At 35.3% G+C, this 16237-nt stretch carries 15 protein-coding genes; 2 read left to right on the top strand and 13 right to left on the bottom strand.

Annotated elements, in window-relative coordinates; translation table 11 throughout:
• Nucleotide 1 precedes the first annotated feature (1 nt).
• The 8 genes from VK161_RS10605 to VK161_RS10570 form a co-directional block, all read right to left on the bottom strand.
• Entirely contained in the window at nt 2-5080 is a 5079-nt protein-coding gene (locus VK161_RS10605; RefSeq protein WP_324214756.1) for a T9SS type B sorting domain-containing protein, read from the bottom strand.
• 75 nt (nt 5081-5155) lie between these two features.
• Nucleotides 5156-5989 (bottom strand): ABC transporter permease, encoded by an 834-nt coding sequence (locus tag VK161_RS10600; protein ID WP_324214755.1) that lies wholly within the window; start codon nt 5987-5989, stop codon nt 5156-5158.
• 6 nt (nt 5990-5995) lie between these two features.
• A complete protein-coding gene (locus VK161_RS10595) occupies nt 5996-6925 on the bottom strand; it encodes an ABC transporter ATP-binding protein (protein ID WP_324214754.1) in 930 nt (309 codons plus the stop codon).
• A 72-nt stretch (nt 6926-6997) separates the two neighbouring features.
• Nucleotides 6998-7234, bottom strand: coding sequence for a hypothetical protein (locus tag VK161_RS10590; RefSeq protein WP_324214753.1), 237 nt, complete (start codon nt 7232-7234; stop codon nt 6998-7000).
• Nucleotides 7235-7417: 183 nt separating this feature from the next.
• Nucleotides 7418-8170, bottom strand: a complete 753-nt coding sequence (gene tpiA, locus VK161_RS10585) for a triose-phosphate isomerase (protein ID WP_324214752.1) — start codon at nt 8168-8170, stop codon at nt 7418-7420.
• 2 nt (nt 8171-8172) lie between these two features.
• Complete coding sequence (locus VK161_RS10580; RefSeq protein ID WP_324214751.1) at nt 8173-8667, bottom strand: TlpA disulfide reductase family protein; 495 nt, start codon at nt 8665-8667, stop codon at nt 8173-8175.
• Nucleotides 8668-8681: 14 nt separating this feature from the next.
• Nucleotides 8682-9794, bottom strand: a complete 1113-nt coding sequence (locus VK161_RS10575) for a DoxX family protein (RefSeq protein WP_324214750.1) — start codon at nt 9792-9794, stop codon at nt 8682-8684.
• Nucleotides 9795-9918: 124 nt separating this feature from the next.
• Entirely contained in the window at nt 9919-10461 is a 543-nt protein-coding gene (locus VK161_RS10570; protein WP_324214749.1) for a DUF1599 domain-containing protein, read from the bottom strand.
• A 195-nt stretch (nt 10462-10656) separates the two neighbouring features.
• On the opposite strand from VK161_RS10570, the gene folP reads away from it, so the two are divergent.
• Nucleotides 10657-11484, top strand: coding sequence for a dihydropteroate synthase (gene folP, locus VK161_RS10565; protein ID WP_324214748.1), 828 nt, complete (start codon nt 10657-10659; stop codon nt 11482-11484).
• Entirely contained in the window at nt 11484-12131 is a 648-nt protein-coding gene (locus VK161_RS10560; protein ID WP_324214747.1) for a hypothetical protein, read from the top strand. The genes folP and VK161_RS10560 overlap by 1 nt, the downstream gene beginning before the upstream one ends.
• A gap of 123 nt (nt 12132-12254) precedes the next feature.
• On the opposite strand, the gene rlmH is transcribed toward VK161_RS10560, so the two are convergent.
• The 5 genes from rlmH to VK161_RS10535 all read right to left on the bottom strand — a co-directional run bounded on the left by rlmH (nt 12255) and on the right by VK161_RS10535 (nt 16156).
• Nucleotides 12255-12728 (bottom strand): 23S rRNA (pseudouridine(1915)-N(3))-methyltransferase RlmH, encoded by a 474-nt coding sequence (rlmH, locus tag VK161_RS10555; RefSeq protein WP_324214746.1) that lies wholly within the window; start codon nt 12726-12728, stop codon nt 12255-12257.
• A 106-nt stretch (nt 12729-12834) separates the two neighbouring features.
• Complete coding sequence (locus VK161_RS10550; protein ID WP_324214745.1) at nt 12835-13893, bottom strand: nucleoid-associated protein; 1059 nt, start codon at nt 13891-13893, stop codon at nt 12835-12837.
• 125 nt (nt 13894-14018) lie between these two features.
• Entirely contained in the window at nt 14019-14558 is a 540-nt protein-coding gene (locus VK161_RS10545) for an IS1096 element passenger TnpR family protein (protein ID WP_324214744.1), read from the bottom strand.
• A gap of 111 nt (nt 14559-14669) precedes the next feature.
• On the bottom strand, nt 14670-15689 hold the full coding sequence (locus tag VK161_RS10540) for a hypothetical protein (protein ID WP_324214743.1): 1020 nt from the start codon (nt 15687-15689) through the stop codon (nt 14670-14672).
• 14 nt (nt 15690-15703) lie between these two features.
• Nucleotides 15704-16156 carry a YciI family protein gene (locus VK161_RS10535; protein WP_324214742.1) on the bottom strand — a complete coding sequence of 151 codons (453 nt, stop codon included), beginning with the start codon at nt 16154-16156 and terminating at the stop codon, nt 15704-15706.
• Nucleotides 16157-16237: the final 81 nt, after the last annotated feature.

Genomic DNA, 16237 nt, shown 5'->3' with positions numbered 1-16237 from the left:
TTTATCTTTTTAAACTAAAGTTGCCTTTAGCGCTTCTTCCATCTTCAAATTGAACTGTAAACCAATAATCGTCGCCAGGCATCTGTTTTCCGTTGAAAGTTCCATCCCAACCTGAGCCTACGGGAGAAATTTGTTTGATTAATTTCCCGTAGCGATCAAAAATATAAATGATGGATCGAGAGTTGTAGCTTTCACTGATACCGGCTATGTTCCAAGTATCGTGAATTCCATCACCGTTGGGTGTAAAATATTTTGGAGCACCTAAAACATGAACAACTTGCTGAGTTTCTCCACAACCATTTTTGTCTCTTACATAAACAGTATGAATACCGATTGAAACGTTATCGAAAAATCCGGTTGATTGAAATAATCCTTCGTCTAACGAATATTCGTAATCACCTAATCCTGTTGCAGCAACAGTAATCGTATTGTTGTCAACTAAATCAACAACAATTACATCATCAATTGTAGCAGCATTGGAAGCGATTACTTCAATGGTTCGAATAACCGGACAGCTAAAGCTATTCACTACTTTTACAGTATAAGTTCCTTCGGCGTTTACTTGTAGTGTATAGGATGTAGCACCCGGAATTTCAACTCCATTGAGTGACCATTGATAATTGTAATCATTAGGATTGGTTGCATCGGTTATGCCAGCATCTAAAGTAACTAAGAATGTTGGTATGTTAATACAAATAAGTTCTTCGTATTCAATATCAATGTTAGGCAACGGATTCACAACAAAATTGAGTGTTGTAGTTGCCGTACAATTTGGGTTTAATGGATTGGTTACTGTTACAATCACATTTTGAGTACTTGTTGTAAAAGGATTGGGTAATTGATTTAACACGGTTCCATCGGCTAAAGTATACGTAACTAGCATTCCGGTTTGACCGTTCAGTATCTGATTTTCAATTGTAGTTGTGTCAAAATTGTATGAACCATCTTGATCGGCTGGATCAATCTCGTCATCGCAAACCGTTAAATCTGATGCAGGAATCGGAAAAGCTTCGGGTAAATCATCTACAATAAATTGAAAAGTAGTTTCGTCAAAACAAGGTCCATTCGCTGCTTGTGTAGCATTATTTACAACTCGAGCAGTAATAGTCAATTGATTGGTAACTGGAAACGGGTTGGGTAGTGGATTATAAACGACTCCATTACTGTCGGTATAAATGACATCAACATTGGTTTGTCCTAACAGAATAGCCGATTCAATTGATGAAGTGTTAAAATTAAAAATTCCATCGTGGTCATCATCACAATTCCGAATGATGTTGGTTGCATTGACAGGATTGGCAATGGGAAGTGCTTCAACTGTCAATCGAACAAATGGTCCGAGTCCGAAACACGCGTTGTCTAAGTTACTATCCACACGAACCCAGATGTCTTGCTGGTTGGGATAACCATTATTTCTGTAATTTAAAATATCGGTTATTGCATTCAATTCGGATAACGCATCAGCTTCATTGCGATAATACGTAATAGTATACGTTGCCGTTGTAGGTAACAATGCTTGTATTGCAGGTGTCACTGAACTAAAATCAAATTGTGAAATGCCATCATAATCATCATTAACCGCATCGAGATAATCATCACAAGTGTAAAACGGAAATAAAGTACTGGCCGGAATTTGCGTGGCTGATACAAATACATTCAATTGGGCAACACGGTAACATCCGTTACTGTTTTCTACCCGAACATACACAACTGTTGTGCTAGTTGTATACGCAATCGGATTGGTGATTTCGAATGCAGTGTCTTCAGTTTCTGCAGCCAATTGGGTGGTGAAATACGTAAAGGTTTCGTTTATATAATTGGCAGAAATAAAATCGTTTTTGACGGTAAGATTTACATCTGAAATTCCATCTGTGTCATCGTCACATTGAACCAAATTTACAGGAGTAGTAATTACTGGTAAGGCATAAGTTGTTAGAATTGCTGCATCAGAATACAAACCGCAGGCATTTCCATTTTTATTCAGAAACACGCGGTATTGGTAACCTACCATAGTCGGACTCACATTCGAAACCGTTAGAGAAACTGTCGTTGCTCCAGAATAAGTAGTGTTATTAGTTATATCGGTCCAAGTGGTTCCGTTATCGGTTGAAAGTTGCCATTGATACGAATCAACTGGATCAGTATTGAGGGTAAAAGTAGCTGTTTCTAATTCGCAAGTAGTCACGTTCTCTGGTTGAGTTGTGATGTTTATAACGGCAAAAATGGTGTAATCGTTATTGGGTGTTCCATAGCCAGTTGAACTGTTCACAACACCATTTGAACTGAAGGTTGGAGTTGTTTCGTCTCCAACAATTAAATCCGAATTCGCATCTGTAAAACCTGCTTCAATGATGTCAATACAACCATCGTTGTCACTATCAGTTTCAAGAAAATTCGGAATTCCGTCAGCATCAGAATCAATCAAAGTGTAATTCAAAACACCGCTATCGGGTGAAGTTTCAAATATATCATCGATACCATTTGAACCAAAATTGGGTCCATTGGTAGTTCCGTTTACACTGGAAGAACTTCCTTGGCTTCCTGATTCGTTAATATCGAAGATGCCATCGTTGTCACTATCATAATCCAAGTAATCAAAAACACCGTCATTGTCGGTATCTGATGGAGTGATTCCGTTTACAAAAACATCATCAATTCCGTCTACATTGCTATCGGTGGATGAAAGCGGATTAAAGTTTATTCCTTGTGATTCTATAAAATCGGGTACAGTATCATTATCGGAGTCGAAATCTATCTGGTCTGGTACACCATCATTATCTGAATCTTTCGGAATACAAGTCGCGATGATTCGGAATGTTGCTTTGTTGGCTTGGTCATCCGTTAGATTTTTGTGGGTAATACTAAGTGATGTCGCTTGATTGGCACGAAATTGAAAAGTTCCGGTTCCCGCGGCAAGAGGAAGACTACTGTTTAGTCTAAATCGTATTTCAAAAGAAGAATATTGAGTAATATTATTTTCATACAAACCATCGTAATTAGTATCAATAAGTAATTGATTGTCAGGGTTAAGAACAGTGATGGTTTGATTGATGTCGGAACTAATAATAAATTCCCCGCTATCATTGATTAAATCAGTTGCATTAGCAGTAGTTACGTATTCGAGCTTAGTATTTTGCGGTTGATTAAACGTCATGGTGTATTTGACAAAATATCCTTTTCCTGCTGGAACTTCAGTAACAAAACTTCCATCATTGGAACCAACAAATGGCGTTGCAGCTGCAGTAGTAGAAGTGGTAATCTGTCCTAAAAAAGAATTAGAATAGGTGTTGAGATTTATTGTACCAGCGGATGAATTTGAAAGATTTACCGATAAATCTCCAAACGATTCATAACAATTGGTCATTCCATCATTATCCAAGTCTAAATCAATATTATCATTGGCTGAATCATTGTCAGAATTTAAAGGACAATTGCTAACTGGAATTTCATCTGAAAAATAATCCAAACCACACTCAGTTAATGTAGCTCTTACTTTGTAATAACCTGGCGCAGTTGGGAAATAGTTAAAATTGGTAGCGCCTGTAATTTCCACATTATTAAAATACCATTGATACGTATTGAAACCGCTAAGTACGTTTACTTTTAATTCAACATTGGGTATACAATTGGATTGGGTGATGTCTACTTCTTGAAAAACAATTTCAGGTTTGAATGTAAAACCAGAATAAAATCCGCCATAGGTAGCAAAACCACTGGATCCATAGTACGACAAATACACTTGGTCTGATGAAAATACAGAAACATTTCCGGTTAAACCAGGCAAAGTATAGGTAACATAATCAGGATTTCCGGTTACCGTAAATGGACCGTTCACAAAAAAACCAGCTGCTGCTAATTCTGTTAAAGTATAATCAACTCCATTAATGGTGAAATCAAGAGTTGCCCCTGTTTTCGTAACCAAACAAACTGTTCCGAAGAAATCAGTAATACCACCAACTTCATTTATGAGTGGAATATTGTCGATGGATTTTGGGGTTTGACAACTTAGAGGAGGAAGGAAATGCATGTTTTGATTGGCAAGACTTGGTCCGCCACTGGCATCAATACTTCCAATTGCTTGATAGGCAAAAACATTTTTACTAGCTCTTAGGTAAAGATTTTCATTGGCTGAGAAAGCGGTACCATCTAAAGCATAATATTCGCCGTGATTTATGGTGGTTACTGGAGTTGTACTGCCATTAATAAAGATTTCGGTATTGTCTTCATGAGCAATTACAAAAGGTATTTCTGTAACATCAAATCCATTTCCTTTGATGAAAATATACTCAGTACCCGTACGTTCAACAGATACAATCTGATCAAAACCTAAATCTAAATTAGTTGATGTGGCATTACTTCCTGCAAACGATCCGCAATTAACGGCTATAGGTTTGTCAGACGATATTAAAGTACCCACTAAAGCTGCCCGATTATTATTATTCGGACCTTCAACAGCTATTGCAAAACTTTCGCCTGCATTTAAAACAATATCGGGTTGGGTGTCTAAACCACTATTGACCAAAAAACAACCTGCATCAATATCACTAAAACTAACGGTTGTGTTATTTTCTGTCGCTAAAATGGTGGCAAAAGTATAATGATTTTGGTTGATAGTTGGCGGATTTAAGTTCAAAAATGCACCTACTCTGAATTGGGTTCCCAAAGCTGCTATTCCTTTTGAAACTAGACCTCCAGCTTGAAAATTACTTGGTGATGATGTTAATCGAACTGTAACATAGATTAAGTCTTCCGCTTCAACTATAAATCCTTTGTTGTTTTTTACAATTCCAACTTCTGAGCTATCGATAAGTAGTTGTGTATCATAACCAAAACCAACTGTATAAACATAAGGCGCATCTCTAGAAACGGTACCAGTAATGCTTCCGCCACCTATTTCGAGTATGGTAAATGAAATTGGAGTTAAACTTGGACTTGAAATATATAAATATTGACCTTGAGGATTTTGACCAGCAGCACTAGTATTTGATAAAGGTGGAATGTAATGCGTTTTGCTGAATTGAGCGAAACAACTAGCTGATAGTAAGTGAGTTAATAAAATAGCGAGTACGTACTTTTTCATTCGCTAAAAATAGCAAATATTTGCATTTTTTCTGCTATTTAGACCGCTTTTAATTTATTTTAACACTAGTTTAAACTACAAATCTCTTTTTTGAATAATCTTGTAGGATGAAAAGATAAAAATAAACGTCCATGTAATGACAATGGCTAGATCCGCAGTTTGGACACTGTAATCTTTTATGTTTTCAACTCCAATTTGACTACCAATTGTTCTAATAGCATTTAATCGGGTAAAGGCTTCAGGAATTAGATTCCACATCGACATTAATGGAAAAAAATCATAAATAGTATCAACTAGTTTGGTGTTTTCAATATTATTGTAAGCGACTGCATATGAAATCATTTCGAAAACAAACCACATAAAAAGAAACCCCAAGGCAAAAGCAGAGCGTTTTATCAGTACACCCAGAAACAAACAGAAGGAGAAAAAGCCCAATAACTTTATAAAGTAGGCTAAAAGATATTCCATTTGTGAGAAAATAATCGAAGGCTCATTAAAAGAAGAAAAAACCAACCCAAGAATCAATGAAATAACAAACAAGAATAAGGTTGAAATTGCTGAGAATAAAACGACAACAAGAAATTTGGATAAAATGAATTCCTTTTTACTCATTCCATCAATAAGGTTTTGTTTTAAAGTGCCATAACTGTATTCGTTTGCCATCATGGAAACAATTACTACAGCCAAAAATATTTTGAACCATGCTGCAATGAAGGAATTAAAATGCCATATGAACGGGAAATTAAAGATTCCCTGATCCGCCAAGCGGATATGTATTGGGCCAATGTCAAATTTTATCGAAGCAATTAAGGATAAAAATGTTATTAGAATGAAATAGGTTAAAGTCAATACTTTACTGGCTCTGTTTTTCCAAATTTTTTGTAATTCTATAGAGAGTAATCGTTTCATCTGAAGTTATATTTTGTAGGAATTAGTATTAGCTTGAGTTTGACTTTTTTCGGTAAGTTCCAAGAATTGCTGTTCCAGAGAGTTTTTGCGTAAGGCTAAGTGAGTCAAACAAATATTTTTACTGAATAAAAACCGATTGAGTTCTCCAGATGATAAATCTCCTTTTGGATGAACAATAATTTTTCCCTCTTCGCTTGTTATTTTTTCAATTGAAGGATGGTTTTGAAGCGCGTTAATAATGTCTGAATTCGATTCAGATTGCAATTCAAAGAATGAATTACTGTTTGACATTCCTTCTACAGTTCCTGAATACAGTATTTCTCCTTTGCGTAAAACTAAAACGTGACTGCACACTTTTTCTACTTCATCAAGCAAATGCGAAGCCAATAAAATGGTCGTTCCTTGGGAAGCAATGAGTCGAATAATATCTCTAATCTGGTGAATTCCTTGTGGGTCTAAACCGTTGGTAGGCTCGTCTAAAATTAAAATTTCAGGGTCATTTAGTAGAGCAGAAGCAATTGCTAAGCGCTGTTTCATTCCCAATGAAAAAGTTCTGAATTTGCTGTCTTTTCGATCAAGTAGTCCAACGACTTCTAATTTTTCCTGTACTTTAGAATAATTGGTGCCTTTTATTTTGCAAACTAATTGCAAATTTTCTTGAGCAGTCATGTACGGATAAAAATTAGGACGCTCGATAATAGCTCCTACTTTTTTCAAAGCATCATGAGTAGCCATGGTTCCGCCAAACCAACTGTAATCACCCGAAGTTTTATTGACTACATTGAGTACAATACCAAGTGTTGTAGATTTCCCCGAACCATTAGGTCCGAGTATTCCATAAACATTGCCTTTTTGAATTTCGAGTGAAACATCTTTTACAGCATGAAGTTTGCCGTATTTTTTGTTCAGATTGTTGATTGATAATATCGTTTCCAAGGTAACTTTGATTTAGTTTACAGTATGACGAGCATACGCACTAATTGTTACCAAAGAAATAAAATATTTAATTTACAAAGAGTGATGGTGTCTTTTTAAATGAAGATGAAATAAGGTTTCGTTCACTTCTCTAAGTTTTGAAGTCAAGTGTGTTTTATGACCTTTATCGTCATTAGTAAGTTCCAAATGACACACTTTGCATTCGTATTCTTCAAAATGATTGGTGATTTTTCTCTTCAACGTTAGTTTGTGACCAAAGAAAAGACAAAGCAAGTTTTGATTGGCATTTTTTAGGTTATTAGTATTCATAGTCAGTTGGTTGTAGGTTGTAATCAAATGTATGAGTAAGTCGTTTAACTACCAAAAAAAATTGTTGAAATACATCTTTTTTACATTTTTATAAGATAATGCTTTCAAATTGTAAATTGAAAATAAAAAAAACCTCGATTACATTCATAATCAAGGTTTTATGTTGTTATTTTAATTTAGTAATTATAAAATTCCTTCAATAATGGCTACAAAGTCATCCGATTTTAGGGCTGCACCACCAATTAATCCGCCATCAACATCGGGTTTCGAGAAGATTTCTCTGGCATTATCCGGCTTAACACTTCCTCCGTATAATATGGAAACATCATCAGCAATCGAACCAAATCGTTTACGAACGGTTTCTCTGATGAATAAATGCATTTCTTGGGCTTGCTCTGGAGAAGCTGTTTCACCAGTTCCGATGGCCCAAACGGGTTCGTAAGCTAAAACTATATTCGCCCAGTCTTCATTTTTGATGTGAAACAAGCCGTCGCGCAATTGATTCTCAACTACATTAAAATGTTGGTTGTCTTGACGGTCTTTTAATTCTTCACCAAAACAAAAAATCACTCTCATATTGTGGGATAAAGCCGTATTTACTTTGAATGCTAAAATGGCATCGGTTTCATGAAAGTACGAACGACGTTCTGAATGACCCAAAATTACGGTTTCAACTCCAATGCTTTTTAACATATCAGCAGAAATTTCCCCTGTATACGCCCCATTTTCGTTTTGATGCATATTTTGTGCAGCAACAGAAATGTTGGTAAACTCTAAATGATCTACCGCCGAGGCCAAATTGACGAAAGTTGGTGCAACAATAATTTGAGCATCACAATCATCGGGAATTTTAGTGATTAATTCATTCAGTAAATCTTCAGTTTCTTCGGCATTTTTGTTCATTTTCCAGTTGCCGGCAACAATTTTGTTTCTCATTTTTAGTCTTTTAATGCTTTTTCAATTTTATCAAAATCGGTTTCAATCGCTCTGTACAATACGATTTGACCTTTTTCATTCATTACAATGTAACGTGGAATCCAATCCAAATCAATTGATTTTCCAAATTCACCTTTCATCATTTTAGGATCATTTACCCAATACATTTGTCCGCTTAAATCGTGTTTTTCAACTGCTTCTAGCCATTTTTCCATACTTTTATCCATAGAAATGAATACATAAGCAACATCTGGATTTTTAGTTTGTAATTCTTTTACTTTTGGCATTGCTTTGACACAATCACTGCACCAACCCGCCCAAATTTCGATGACTACTTTTTTCCCTTTGTTAGCATCTAAAATACTTTGAAAGGTAACTTTTTCACCGCCTTTTTCCGTGAGTTCATAAGTCAAACTTTCTTTAGAAAATTCACTTTTTTGTCCAGTACATGAAATTGAGGTCAGTACTATTGCCATGATGTAAACTATTTTTTTCATAATTGTTAATTAAATTATTTTAAACGTAATTCTTGTTTGGTCTTGGTGAGCAAAGGTTTTAATTCACTTCCTTTGAATTGATGTTCACCTTCCGAATTGTACCAGTACTTCACATCGTTTCCATTCCAAAGGAACTTAACTCCAGGTGTATTCTTATCACTTCCCATCAAATCATAAAAAGGAATAATTTCAATAATCTTATAAGGATATTTGGCACCAGCTATCGAAAAGAACTCCGGAATTTTCTCGGGCTCTTCATTCATAAAGATAATGGATAATGGAGGGAAATTTTTATTCTTACTTCGCATTTCAGTCAATTCTTTGGCTGCCAATTGACAGTGATCACAACCCGGTACAAAGAAACCAAGTAGTTGTTTTCCTTCATCAATTTTAGGATGAAAAGTAGCGTAACCCGATTTTACTTTTTTGGGTTCAGTATCTTCTACAACTTTGGGTTCAACTTTGACAGAATCTACTTTATTGGGTGTAATCGATTGGGAAGTTGGTTGAGTTGCAGTTGCAGTCGAATCAACACCTATAGTAGTTGTGTTTTCGTCAGCAGGAGTTACTGAAAATGAACTTTCTTCCATCGGACGCATGGGTGCTAACATAAACAACGCCAATACCGATGCAAATAATCCGGTAGTTAAAATCCAGAAATTGTGTTTTTCGGTTTCTTTAGGTAGTAAGACGAATGTCCAAACTAATAACCCAATCGCAATTATGTTTTTCACGATTGATTCAGCTGGAGTCATCGGAATTAATTCGCCAAAGCAACCGCAATTTCCTGTATTTCCGCTTGTTGAAATGAGGTAGGTTAGATGTACAACAAATACGACCAACATTAGAATTGTAACCGGAATAACAAATCGTCTTAAATAGTGTTTTTGCAGAAGTAAAATTCCTAACGCCAATTCAATTCCGATTAAAATTCGAGAAAAATAGGGCGCAATAGTTTGGGAAAATCCCAAAGTATATAATTGTTTTACTTCGAATGTTGAAATGGCAAAATAAGGCGAATCCAGAATTTCACTCTTAGATAATTTAGCAACGGCTGATACAATGAATAGCAATGCAACTACTATTCGTAAAATCCATGCGATTGTATTTTTGGTTGATGTTTGCATACATTACTTTTTTACAAAGATAAATTCTATTGGGTAATGGTGTTGTTAATGAATTGTTATTCTGATAAGACTGTAAGATTTTAAGACCGTAAGATACTTAGATTCTTGCAATTCAAACTTGAAACTATTGATGAAACTTCATTAAAATCAAAGCAAAAACCGAGTAATTAATCATATCCTGATAATTGGCATCGATTCCTTCAGACACTATGGTTTTTCCTTTGTTGTCTTCAATTTGTTTTACACGTAGTAGTTTTTGCAGAATCAAATCGGTCAATGAACTCACTCGCATTTCGCGCCACGCTTCACCATAATCGTGGTTTTTGTTTTCCATTAAGGTTTTGGTGATGCCGATTTTTTCATCGTACAATTCGGTTGCTCTTTTTACATCCAAATCGGGTTGATCCACAACACCCAATTCCAATTGAATCAACGCCATTATACAATAATTGATGATTCCGATGAATTCGCCCGTTTCGTCTTCGTCTACTTTTCGGACTTCATTTTCTTGTAAACTGCGAATGCGTTGGGCTTTGATAAAAATTTGGTCGGTTAATGATGGCAAACGTAAAATGCGCCACGCACTTCCATAATCGGTCATTTTTTTGATGAAAAGATCGCGACAAATGGCGATTACTTGGTCATATTCTTGAGAGGTTGAACTCATTTCGTGTATCTTTGTATGAATTTTTTCAAAAGTAAATAATATAGTACTAAGATTAAAATATTAAGTATAAAGATTTTTATATTCTTATTTTAGACTGAAAACTAACAGTTCGTTTTAATCATTTTTGGAACGCGGTTAAAACGGATTGCTAAAGCAAGCACAGATTTTCGCGAATTTTCTGAACACGGAATACTTATGACAATAAACTGCAACGGCCAACTCATCGATTTATCCACTCCCAAAGTAATGGGAATTGTAAATATTACTCCCAATTCGTTCTACGATGGCGGAAAATTATCCGATGAAAAAAGCACATTACTTCAAGTAGAAAAAATGCTTTCAGATGGAGCGACTTTTATCGATGTTGGTGGTTATTCAAGCAAACCCAATGCCGAATTTGTCTCGGAAGAAGAAGAATTACAACGCGTAATTCCCATCATTCAAAGTATGGTAAAAGAGTTCCCAAAAGCACTACTTTCTATTGATACTTTTAGAAGTCAAGTGGCCAAACACAGTGTTGAAAATGGAGTAGCTATTGTCAATGATATTTCAGCCGGAAGTTTAGACGAAAACATGATGCGAACTGTAGCTCAATTGCGAGTGCCTTACATCATGATGCACATGAAAGGAACGCCCAAAACTATGCAGTCACTAGCGCACTACGATGATTTAGTAAAAGAAATACTATTCTACTTTTCTGAGAAAATAGCACAAGCAAGAAGTTTCGGAATCAGCGATGTGATTGTTGATCCCGGATTCGGATTTGCCAAAACACTCGAGCAGAATTTCGAACTTTTGAATAAATTAGAATTATTTGAAATGCTAAATTTACCTTTGTTGGTAGGTGTTTCTAGAAAATCAATGATTTATAAAACGCTTTCTACTGATGCTGAACATGCGTTGAACGGAACCACTTCACTCAACACTATTTCGCTAATGAAAGGTGCCAAAATCTTGCGGGTTCACGATGTAAAAGAAGCGGTTGAATGTGTTCAATTGTACCAAAAATTAATTTCCAAATAATGAATAGAATTGCGAGTTTGTTGGTTGTTTTTTTGCTGATTTCATGCAGCGACAAAGAAGAAATGTTATTGCCAAAAGCGGATGTAACTATTGTAAAAGAAGTATACGATCATTCACCTATTTACTTGTTTTTTAGAGTAAAAGGAAAAGATACTGTGGCCGAATTGAACCGGAAAAACGCCATCGGAACTTCCAATTGGATTTTCAATATCGATAAAAGATTGCCCTTGAAAGCGGTTATTCCGCACTTGCAATTCATGAAAGAAAAAAGAAAAAAAGGAATGCACACCAACGAAAAGGCCGAAGACTATTTTTCGTATGCCGACAGCATTGGTAAAAATCTAGCCTTTTTGCCATTCACGAAAGTGGAATACCATTTAGAGAAACCCGAATACGGATTTTTAATATTCTTTTCTAAAAACAATACCATTTTAGTTTTAAATTCAACTGAAAAGGAAAAAGAATTCTCCAAACCTGAACTTTTAAAGTACTTACTCGGATTGGAAAGCGATAAACCTAATAAGTTTTTCTTTTGTCATGATCAAAATTGTAGTTATGAGCAATTCCTGCAAAATAGTATTTTCATCACGCAATTCAAACTTCAATTGCCAGTGTATAATGTAACCAACGAAGAGTTTGTTTTTTAAGACTGTAAGATTATAGGATTGTATGACTATAGGATTTTGGAACACAGATGAAGCTTATTGCTAAAGAAAATACTGATTTCAAATTACGTTATGCCTTCAAATTTCTGCCTTCTGCTATCTGAGTTATTGATGATGATACGGTTCGTTTTTCAAAATCGTAAATCCTCTGTAAATTTGTTCAATCACAAACAATCGTACCATTTGATGGGAAAACGTCATGGCCGAAAGCGAAATTTTTCCTTGTGCTTTTTTGTAGACTTCTTCGCCAAAACCATACGGTCCGCCAATTACAAAAACCAAAGTTTTGATTCCGGCGTTCATTTTTTTCTGCAAATAATCTGAAAATCCCACACTGCTGAACGAATTTCCATTTTCATCCAACAAAATCAATTGGTCAGTAGGAGTAAGCTTGCTTAAAATGAGTTCGCCTTCTTTTTCTTTTTGTTGCGCTTCCGATAAGTTTTTGGCGTTTTTAATATCCGGAATCACTTCCAAATCAAATTTAATGTAAAACGACAATCGCTTGGTGTACTCGTCAATCAACGCTTGCAGATTTTTGTTGTCGGTTTTGCCTATGGCGAGCAGTTTGATGTTCATTTTCTACTGAGTTGCAAAGTGACAAAGTGACAAAGTTGCAAAGTCCAAGTAATACAAAAAAAAACTTTGGAACTCTGCAACTTTGAGACTTTGAAACTTTATGTTTTTAGCTCTTATTTTCCTTATTAAAATACACCAAGTAATAATACATCTGTTTCTCTTCGTCCCAGCCTTTTTCTACAAATTTTTCGGCACTTTCTGGGTTAATGAAATCGAGTTTAATTTGAATATTAGTATCCAAATTAATCACATTTTTAATCGATTTACGTGCATCAGTTACTGCAGCATTTGCAATTGGGAACGAAGTAACGTCTTCAATACTGTATTTTTCACCGCGATCGGCTTTGTAGCTTTTGAATTCCGGAATCAAATCAGGATTCTCCATCACATCATTCAAAAAAGCGGTTTCTTCAAACTCGTCGTTTTTCGCAAAATGATTCACCGCGCGATTCATAAACATTACCTCTTGCTTTTTGTCTTCGGCAGGGAAAACTACTTCTTTGGCAAATTCTTGGCAAAATTTCAAGTACTTTTTGGTCATGAAATTCTCGTCTTGAAACGCATCTACCGATAAGAAATGCTCCAACCAATAGCGCGCGTCGTAACGATTGCTATCAACGGTCAAAATTTTATAACCTTCTTCTTTTTTATAGTTGAAAATGATGCAACCTTTGTCCAATTTGTTTAGGTTGATTCCTTCTTGCAAAATCATTTCTAAGTTGTTGTCTTTCTCTTCAAATTGAAGAAAATCAGTCCGCAACTCGCTTTTAAAAACACCAATAGCATCGACTACATTATTGTCAATGGAAATGTTGGTAAAGTACGAAACATATACTTCTCCGTTTTTAATGTGCGGATGATTCGATTGCTCGAACAAGTGTTTTGTGATTTTTTTAGAAACTTCATGTACACTCGATGGATTCTGAAAAATTTCGGTTGCCAAATTGAACATATCGTTGTATTCCAAATCAACTTCATGTGCAAATTGAAAGTAATTTTCTTCTTTTTCGCGAAATGATTTAAAGAAATATTCCTTTAACAACGGCATAATCTCGTCGTTCAAAGTATACGGGTTTTCAGATAAAAAAATGGCTTCGTTACGGCTTTTGTTTCCAACTCTATGAATGGATAACGATTCTACGTGGGTGTTAAATAAGTTGATCATTTTTAATGGATAATTGACAATGTATAATTGACAATTATTTTAGTGGTTAATGTAAATGTTCTGTTTAGGATGATGTTAATTATCAATTGTTAATTATCAATTGTTAATTATCAATTATCAATTGATTAATTCCAATTCTCTTCAAATCCGTAATCTTCAAAGCTGTCATCAGAGCCAAAAGCATCCAAATCGTCTTCGTCTAAATCGTCTTCAAATTCGTTATAGGCATCGTTATCGTCATCGGCTTCAAATTGTTTTTCCAAAGCTTCAGCAGGCATTTCCCCGTGCGAAAAAAGCAAATTCGGATAAATTATTCCAATTTCTTCAGCTTCAATGGCTGCCAATTCCACCAAGAACGTCCACATATTGATGAAATCGTACACGTAAATGATTTTGGTATTTTCTTCATCTAAAATATCCAACAATTGATAGTCGCTCATGATTTTGTTTTCACCTGGAATATCTCCGGCATCAAACATCGGAATTTCATCTTCTTGATTCCACGTGTCATCACAGGTGTAAAAAGAAGCCACTTCCATTCCGTCAAAGCCAAAAGCATTCACAATGGCGTTGTGTAAATCTTCTAAAGTATCAGTTTCAAGAATCGCGATGTCTCTAAAAACATCTTCTTCAGCATCGAGAATTACTCTGAATTTATAAACCATAATCCATATTATTATTGAGAGCGCAAAGGTAAAATTTAATTGTGAATAACGAATTGTGAATTGCGAATTGTTGATAAGATTTTCGACCGACTTTAAGTGGTTGTAAATTAATTAACGAACGAAACTCGACTTGATTTTTAAGGCAATTCCTTTTATCGAAGTGATATTTAGCGGAAATTCAAAAAAGACATGAATTAGGCTGAGGAAACTCAACACTATAAATCCAATCTTAAAGTTGTAAAGGTACAACCCGACGCTGATGGCCCAAATGCCCAAAATGGTAATCAGTTTTGATTTCGAAATACCTTTATCCCATTTGATGATAGAGGTTTTGGAAAACCAGTTCAAGTAATGATAGGTATAGGCAAATGCGACAAAAATCTGGATTTTGATTCCCATTACAGAGAAAAAAACAAACTTGTCTTCTTTCTTGGAAAGGAACAATTCTGAAATCCGCATGTTCAATCGGCTAAAGTTACTTCCGTCGTACGAATTCCTTATGGATTCTGAAACATTAGCATATTCCATCAAGTTTATTTTGCTGATCATGATGATGAACGGAGCCAGTATCAACAGTAGTATTGCAATCATTCCCGCCGTACTTTTCGAATTCAAGTATCCGTAAATCATGAATAAAAGAGTAAAAACATACACGTGGATTACCGTTGGTACAAAAACCAATGTAGCAATGGCAATGGTGGGAAAATAATTCAATAGGAAAACCGAAAAGACAGTACTTCCGATAAGGAAAAGCGTTAGCGTGATTTTATCCTTGAAATAAATCAAACCGATAGCAAACAGTAATGAAATCAGTAATATCTCATCCGAATAACCAATGATTCCAGAAGCTATCTGTTTGTTTAACGAAGGTTCCATCAGATTGGAGAAAATAGGCAATTTCAAAAAAATCGGAATGGAAAATATTAAGGCAAAAACCAAAAACAGCCACATCCATCGCACTTCTTTAATAAAATAATTTTTTTCCCTGAGCCAGTTGATTTCGGTTAAATAATGCAACGGACCCAAAATGGCATACGAAAAAATAAACAGATGAAACGGAATGCTAAAAGCCAATGCTAAAGAGACTACGATAAGAATAACGTTCAGAATATCGATTTCTTTGGTGTTCATTAGGTTTTTGAGTTTTAGAATCCTTTTTTCGCAATGGTTTCATGAATTTCATTTACTTTCATCAAAGCAGCGCTACAATACCAAGGAGTCAATTCGTATTCGAATATTTTAGCAACCACAGCTGGATCTGACTCAACCAACGCTTTGGCTTCTTCTACTGTAGCTACATTAAACACAAAAATGCCACGGTAGTTTTTATCGTTTTTCATAAAAGGTCCGGCAATTGCCAATTTACCTTCTTTAGCCAAACGCTGAATATTTTCCATATGACCTTTGAAATAATTGTTGCGTTCTTCGGGAGTTGCCGTAGTATTGGAACCCGTTTTTAAGATGCAAAAAACGTATTGTTTCATCCCGTAATCGTCGGCATTTAACGATTTAGCTAATTGTTCATCGTATTTTGATTCTTGAGAAAATCCAAATTGGAATACAGCAAAAAGTAGTATAATTAGTAGTTTGTTTTTCATGTTGCACAGTGTTTAAAATCAAAATTACACATTTCTAAAACTAATTTTACAATTCATCTGCAAAAATCTACAATTCGGTAA

This window comes from Flavobacterium sp., from assembly GCF_035299245.1.
GTDB lineage: Bacteria > Bacteroidota > Bacteroidia > Flavobacteriales > Flavobacteriaceae > Flavobacterium.
The sequence above is the reverse complement of the archived record's forward strand: the minus strand, read 5'-3'. Positions and strand labels throughout refer to the sequence as shown.

What these genes read in the sequence shown, in the direction of transcription:
- VK161_RS10590 (WP_324214753.1), bottom strand. Translation starts at nt 7,234, where the DNA reads ATGAATACTAATAACCTAAAAAATGCCAATCAAAACTTGCTTTGTCTT.
- VK161_RS10550 (WP_324214745.1), bottom strand. Translation starts at nt 13,893, where the DNA reads ATGATCAACTTATTTAACACCCACGTAGAATCGTTATCCATTCATAGA.
- rlmH (WP_324214746.1), bottom strand. Translation starts at nt 12,728, where the DNA reads ATGAACATCAAACTGCTCGCCATAGGCAAAACCGACAACAAAAATCTG.
- VK161_RS10580 (WP_324214751.1), bottom strand. Translation starts at nt 8,667, where the DNA reads ATGAAAAAAATAGTTTACATCATGGCAATAGTACTGACCTCAATTTCA.
- VK161_RS10560 (WP_324214747.1), top strand. Translation starts at nt 11,484, where the DNA reads ATGAATAGAATTGCGAGTTTGTTGGTTGTTTTTTTGCTGATTTCATGC.
- VK161_RS10600 (WP_324214755.1), bottom strand. Translation starts at nt 5,989, where the DNA reads ATGAAACGATTACTCTCTATAGAATTACAAAAAATTTGGAAAAACAGA.
- VK161_RS10540 (WP_324214743.1), bottom strand. Translation starts at nt 15,689, where the DNA reads ATGAACACCAAAGAAATCGATATTCTGAACGTTATTCTTATCGTAGTC.
- VK161_RS10570 (WP_324214749.1), bottom strand. Translation starts at nt 10,461, where the DNA reads ATGAGTTCAACCTCTCAAGAATATGACCAAGTAATCGCCATTTGTCGC.
- tpiA (WP_324214752.1), bottom strand. Translation starts at nt 8,170, where the DNA reads ATGAGAAACAAAATTGTTGCCGGCAACTGGAAAATGAACAAAAATGCC.
- VK161_RS10535 (WP_324214742.1), bottom strand. Translation starts at nt 16,156, where the DNA reads ATGAAAAACAAACTACTAATTATACTACTTTTTGCTGTATTCCAATTT.
- VK161_RS10575 (WP_324214750.1), bottom strand. Translation starts at nt 9,794, where the DNA reads ATGCAAACATCAACCAAAAATACAATCGCATGGATTTTACGAATAGTA.
- folP (WP_324214748.1), top strand. Translation starts at nt 10,657, where the DNA reads ATGACAATAAACTGCAACGGCCAACTCATCGATTTATCCACTCCCAAA.
- VK161_RS10605 (WP_324214756.1), bottom strand. Translation starts at nt 5,080, where the DNA reads ATGAAAAAGTACGTACTCGCTATTTTATTAACTCACTTACTATCAGCT.
- VK161_RS10545 (WP_324214744.1), bottom strand. Translation starts at nt 14,558, where the DNA reads ATGGTTTATAAATTCAGAGTAATTCTCGATGCTGAAGAAGATGTTTTT.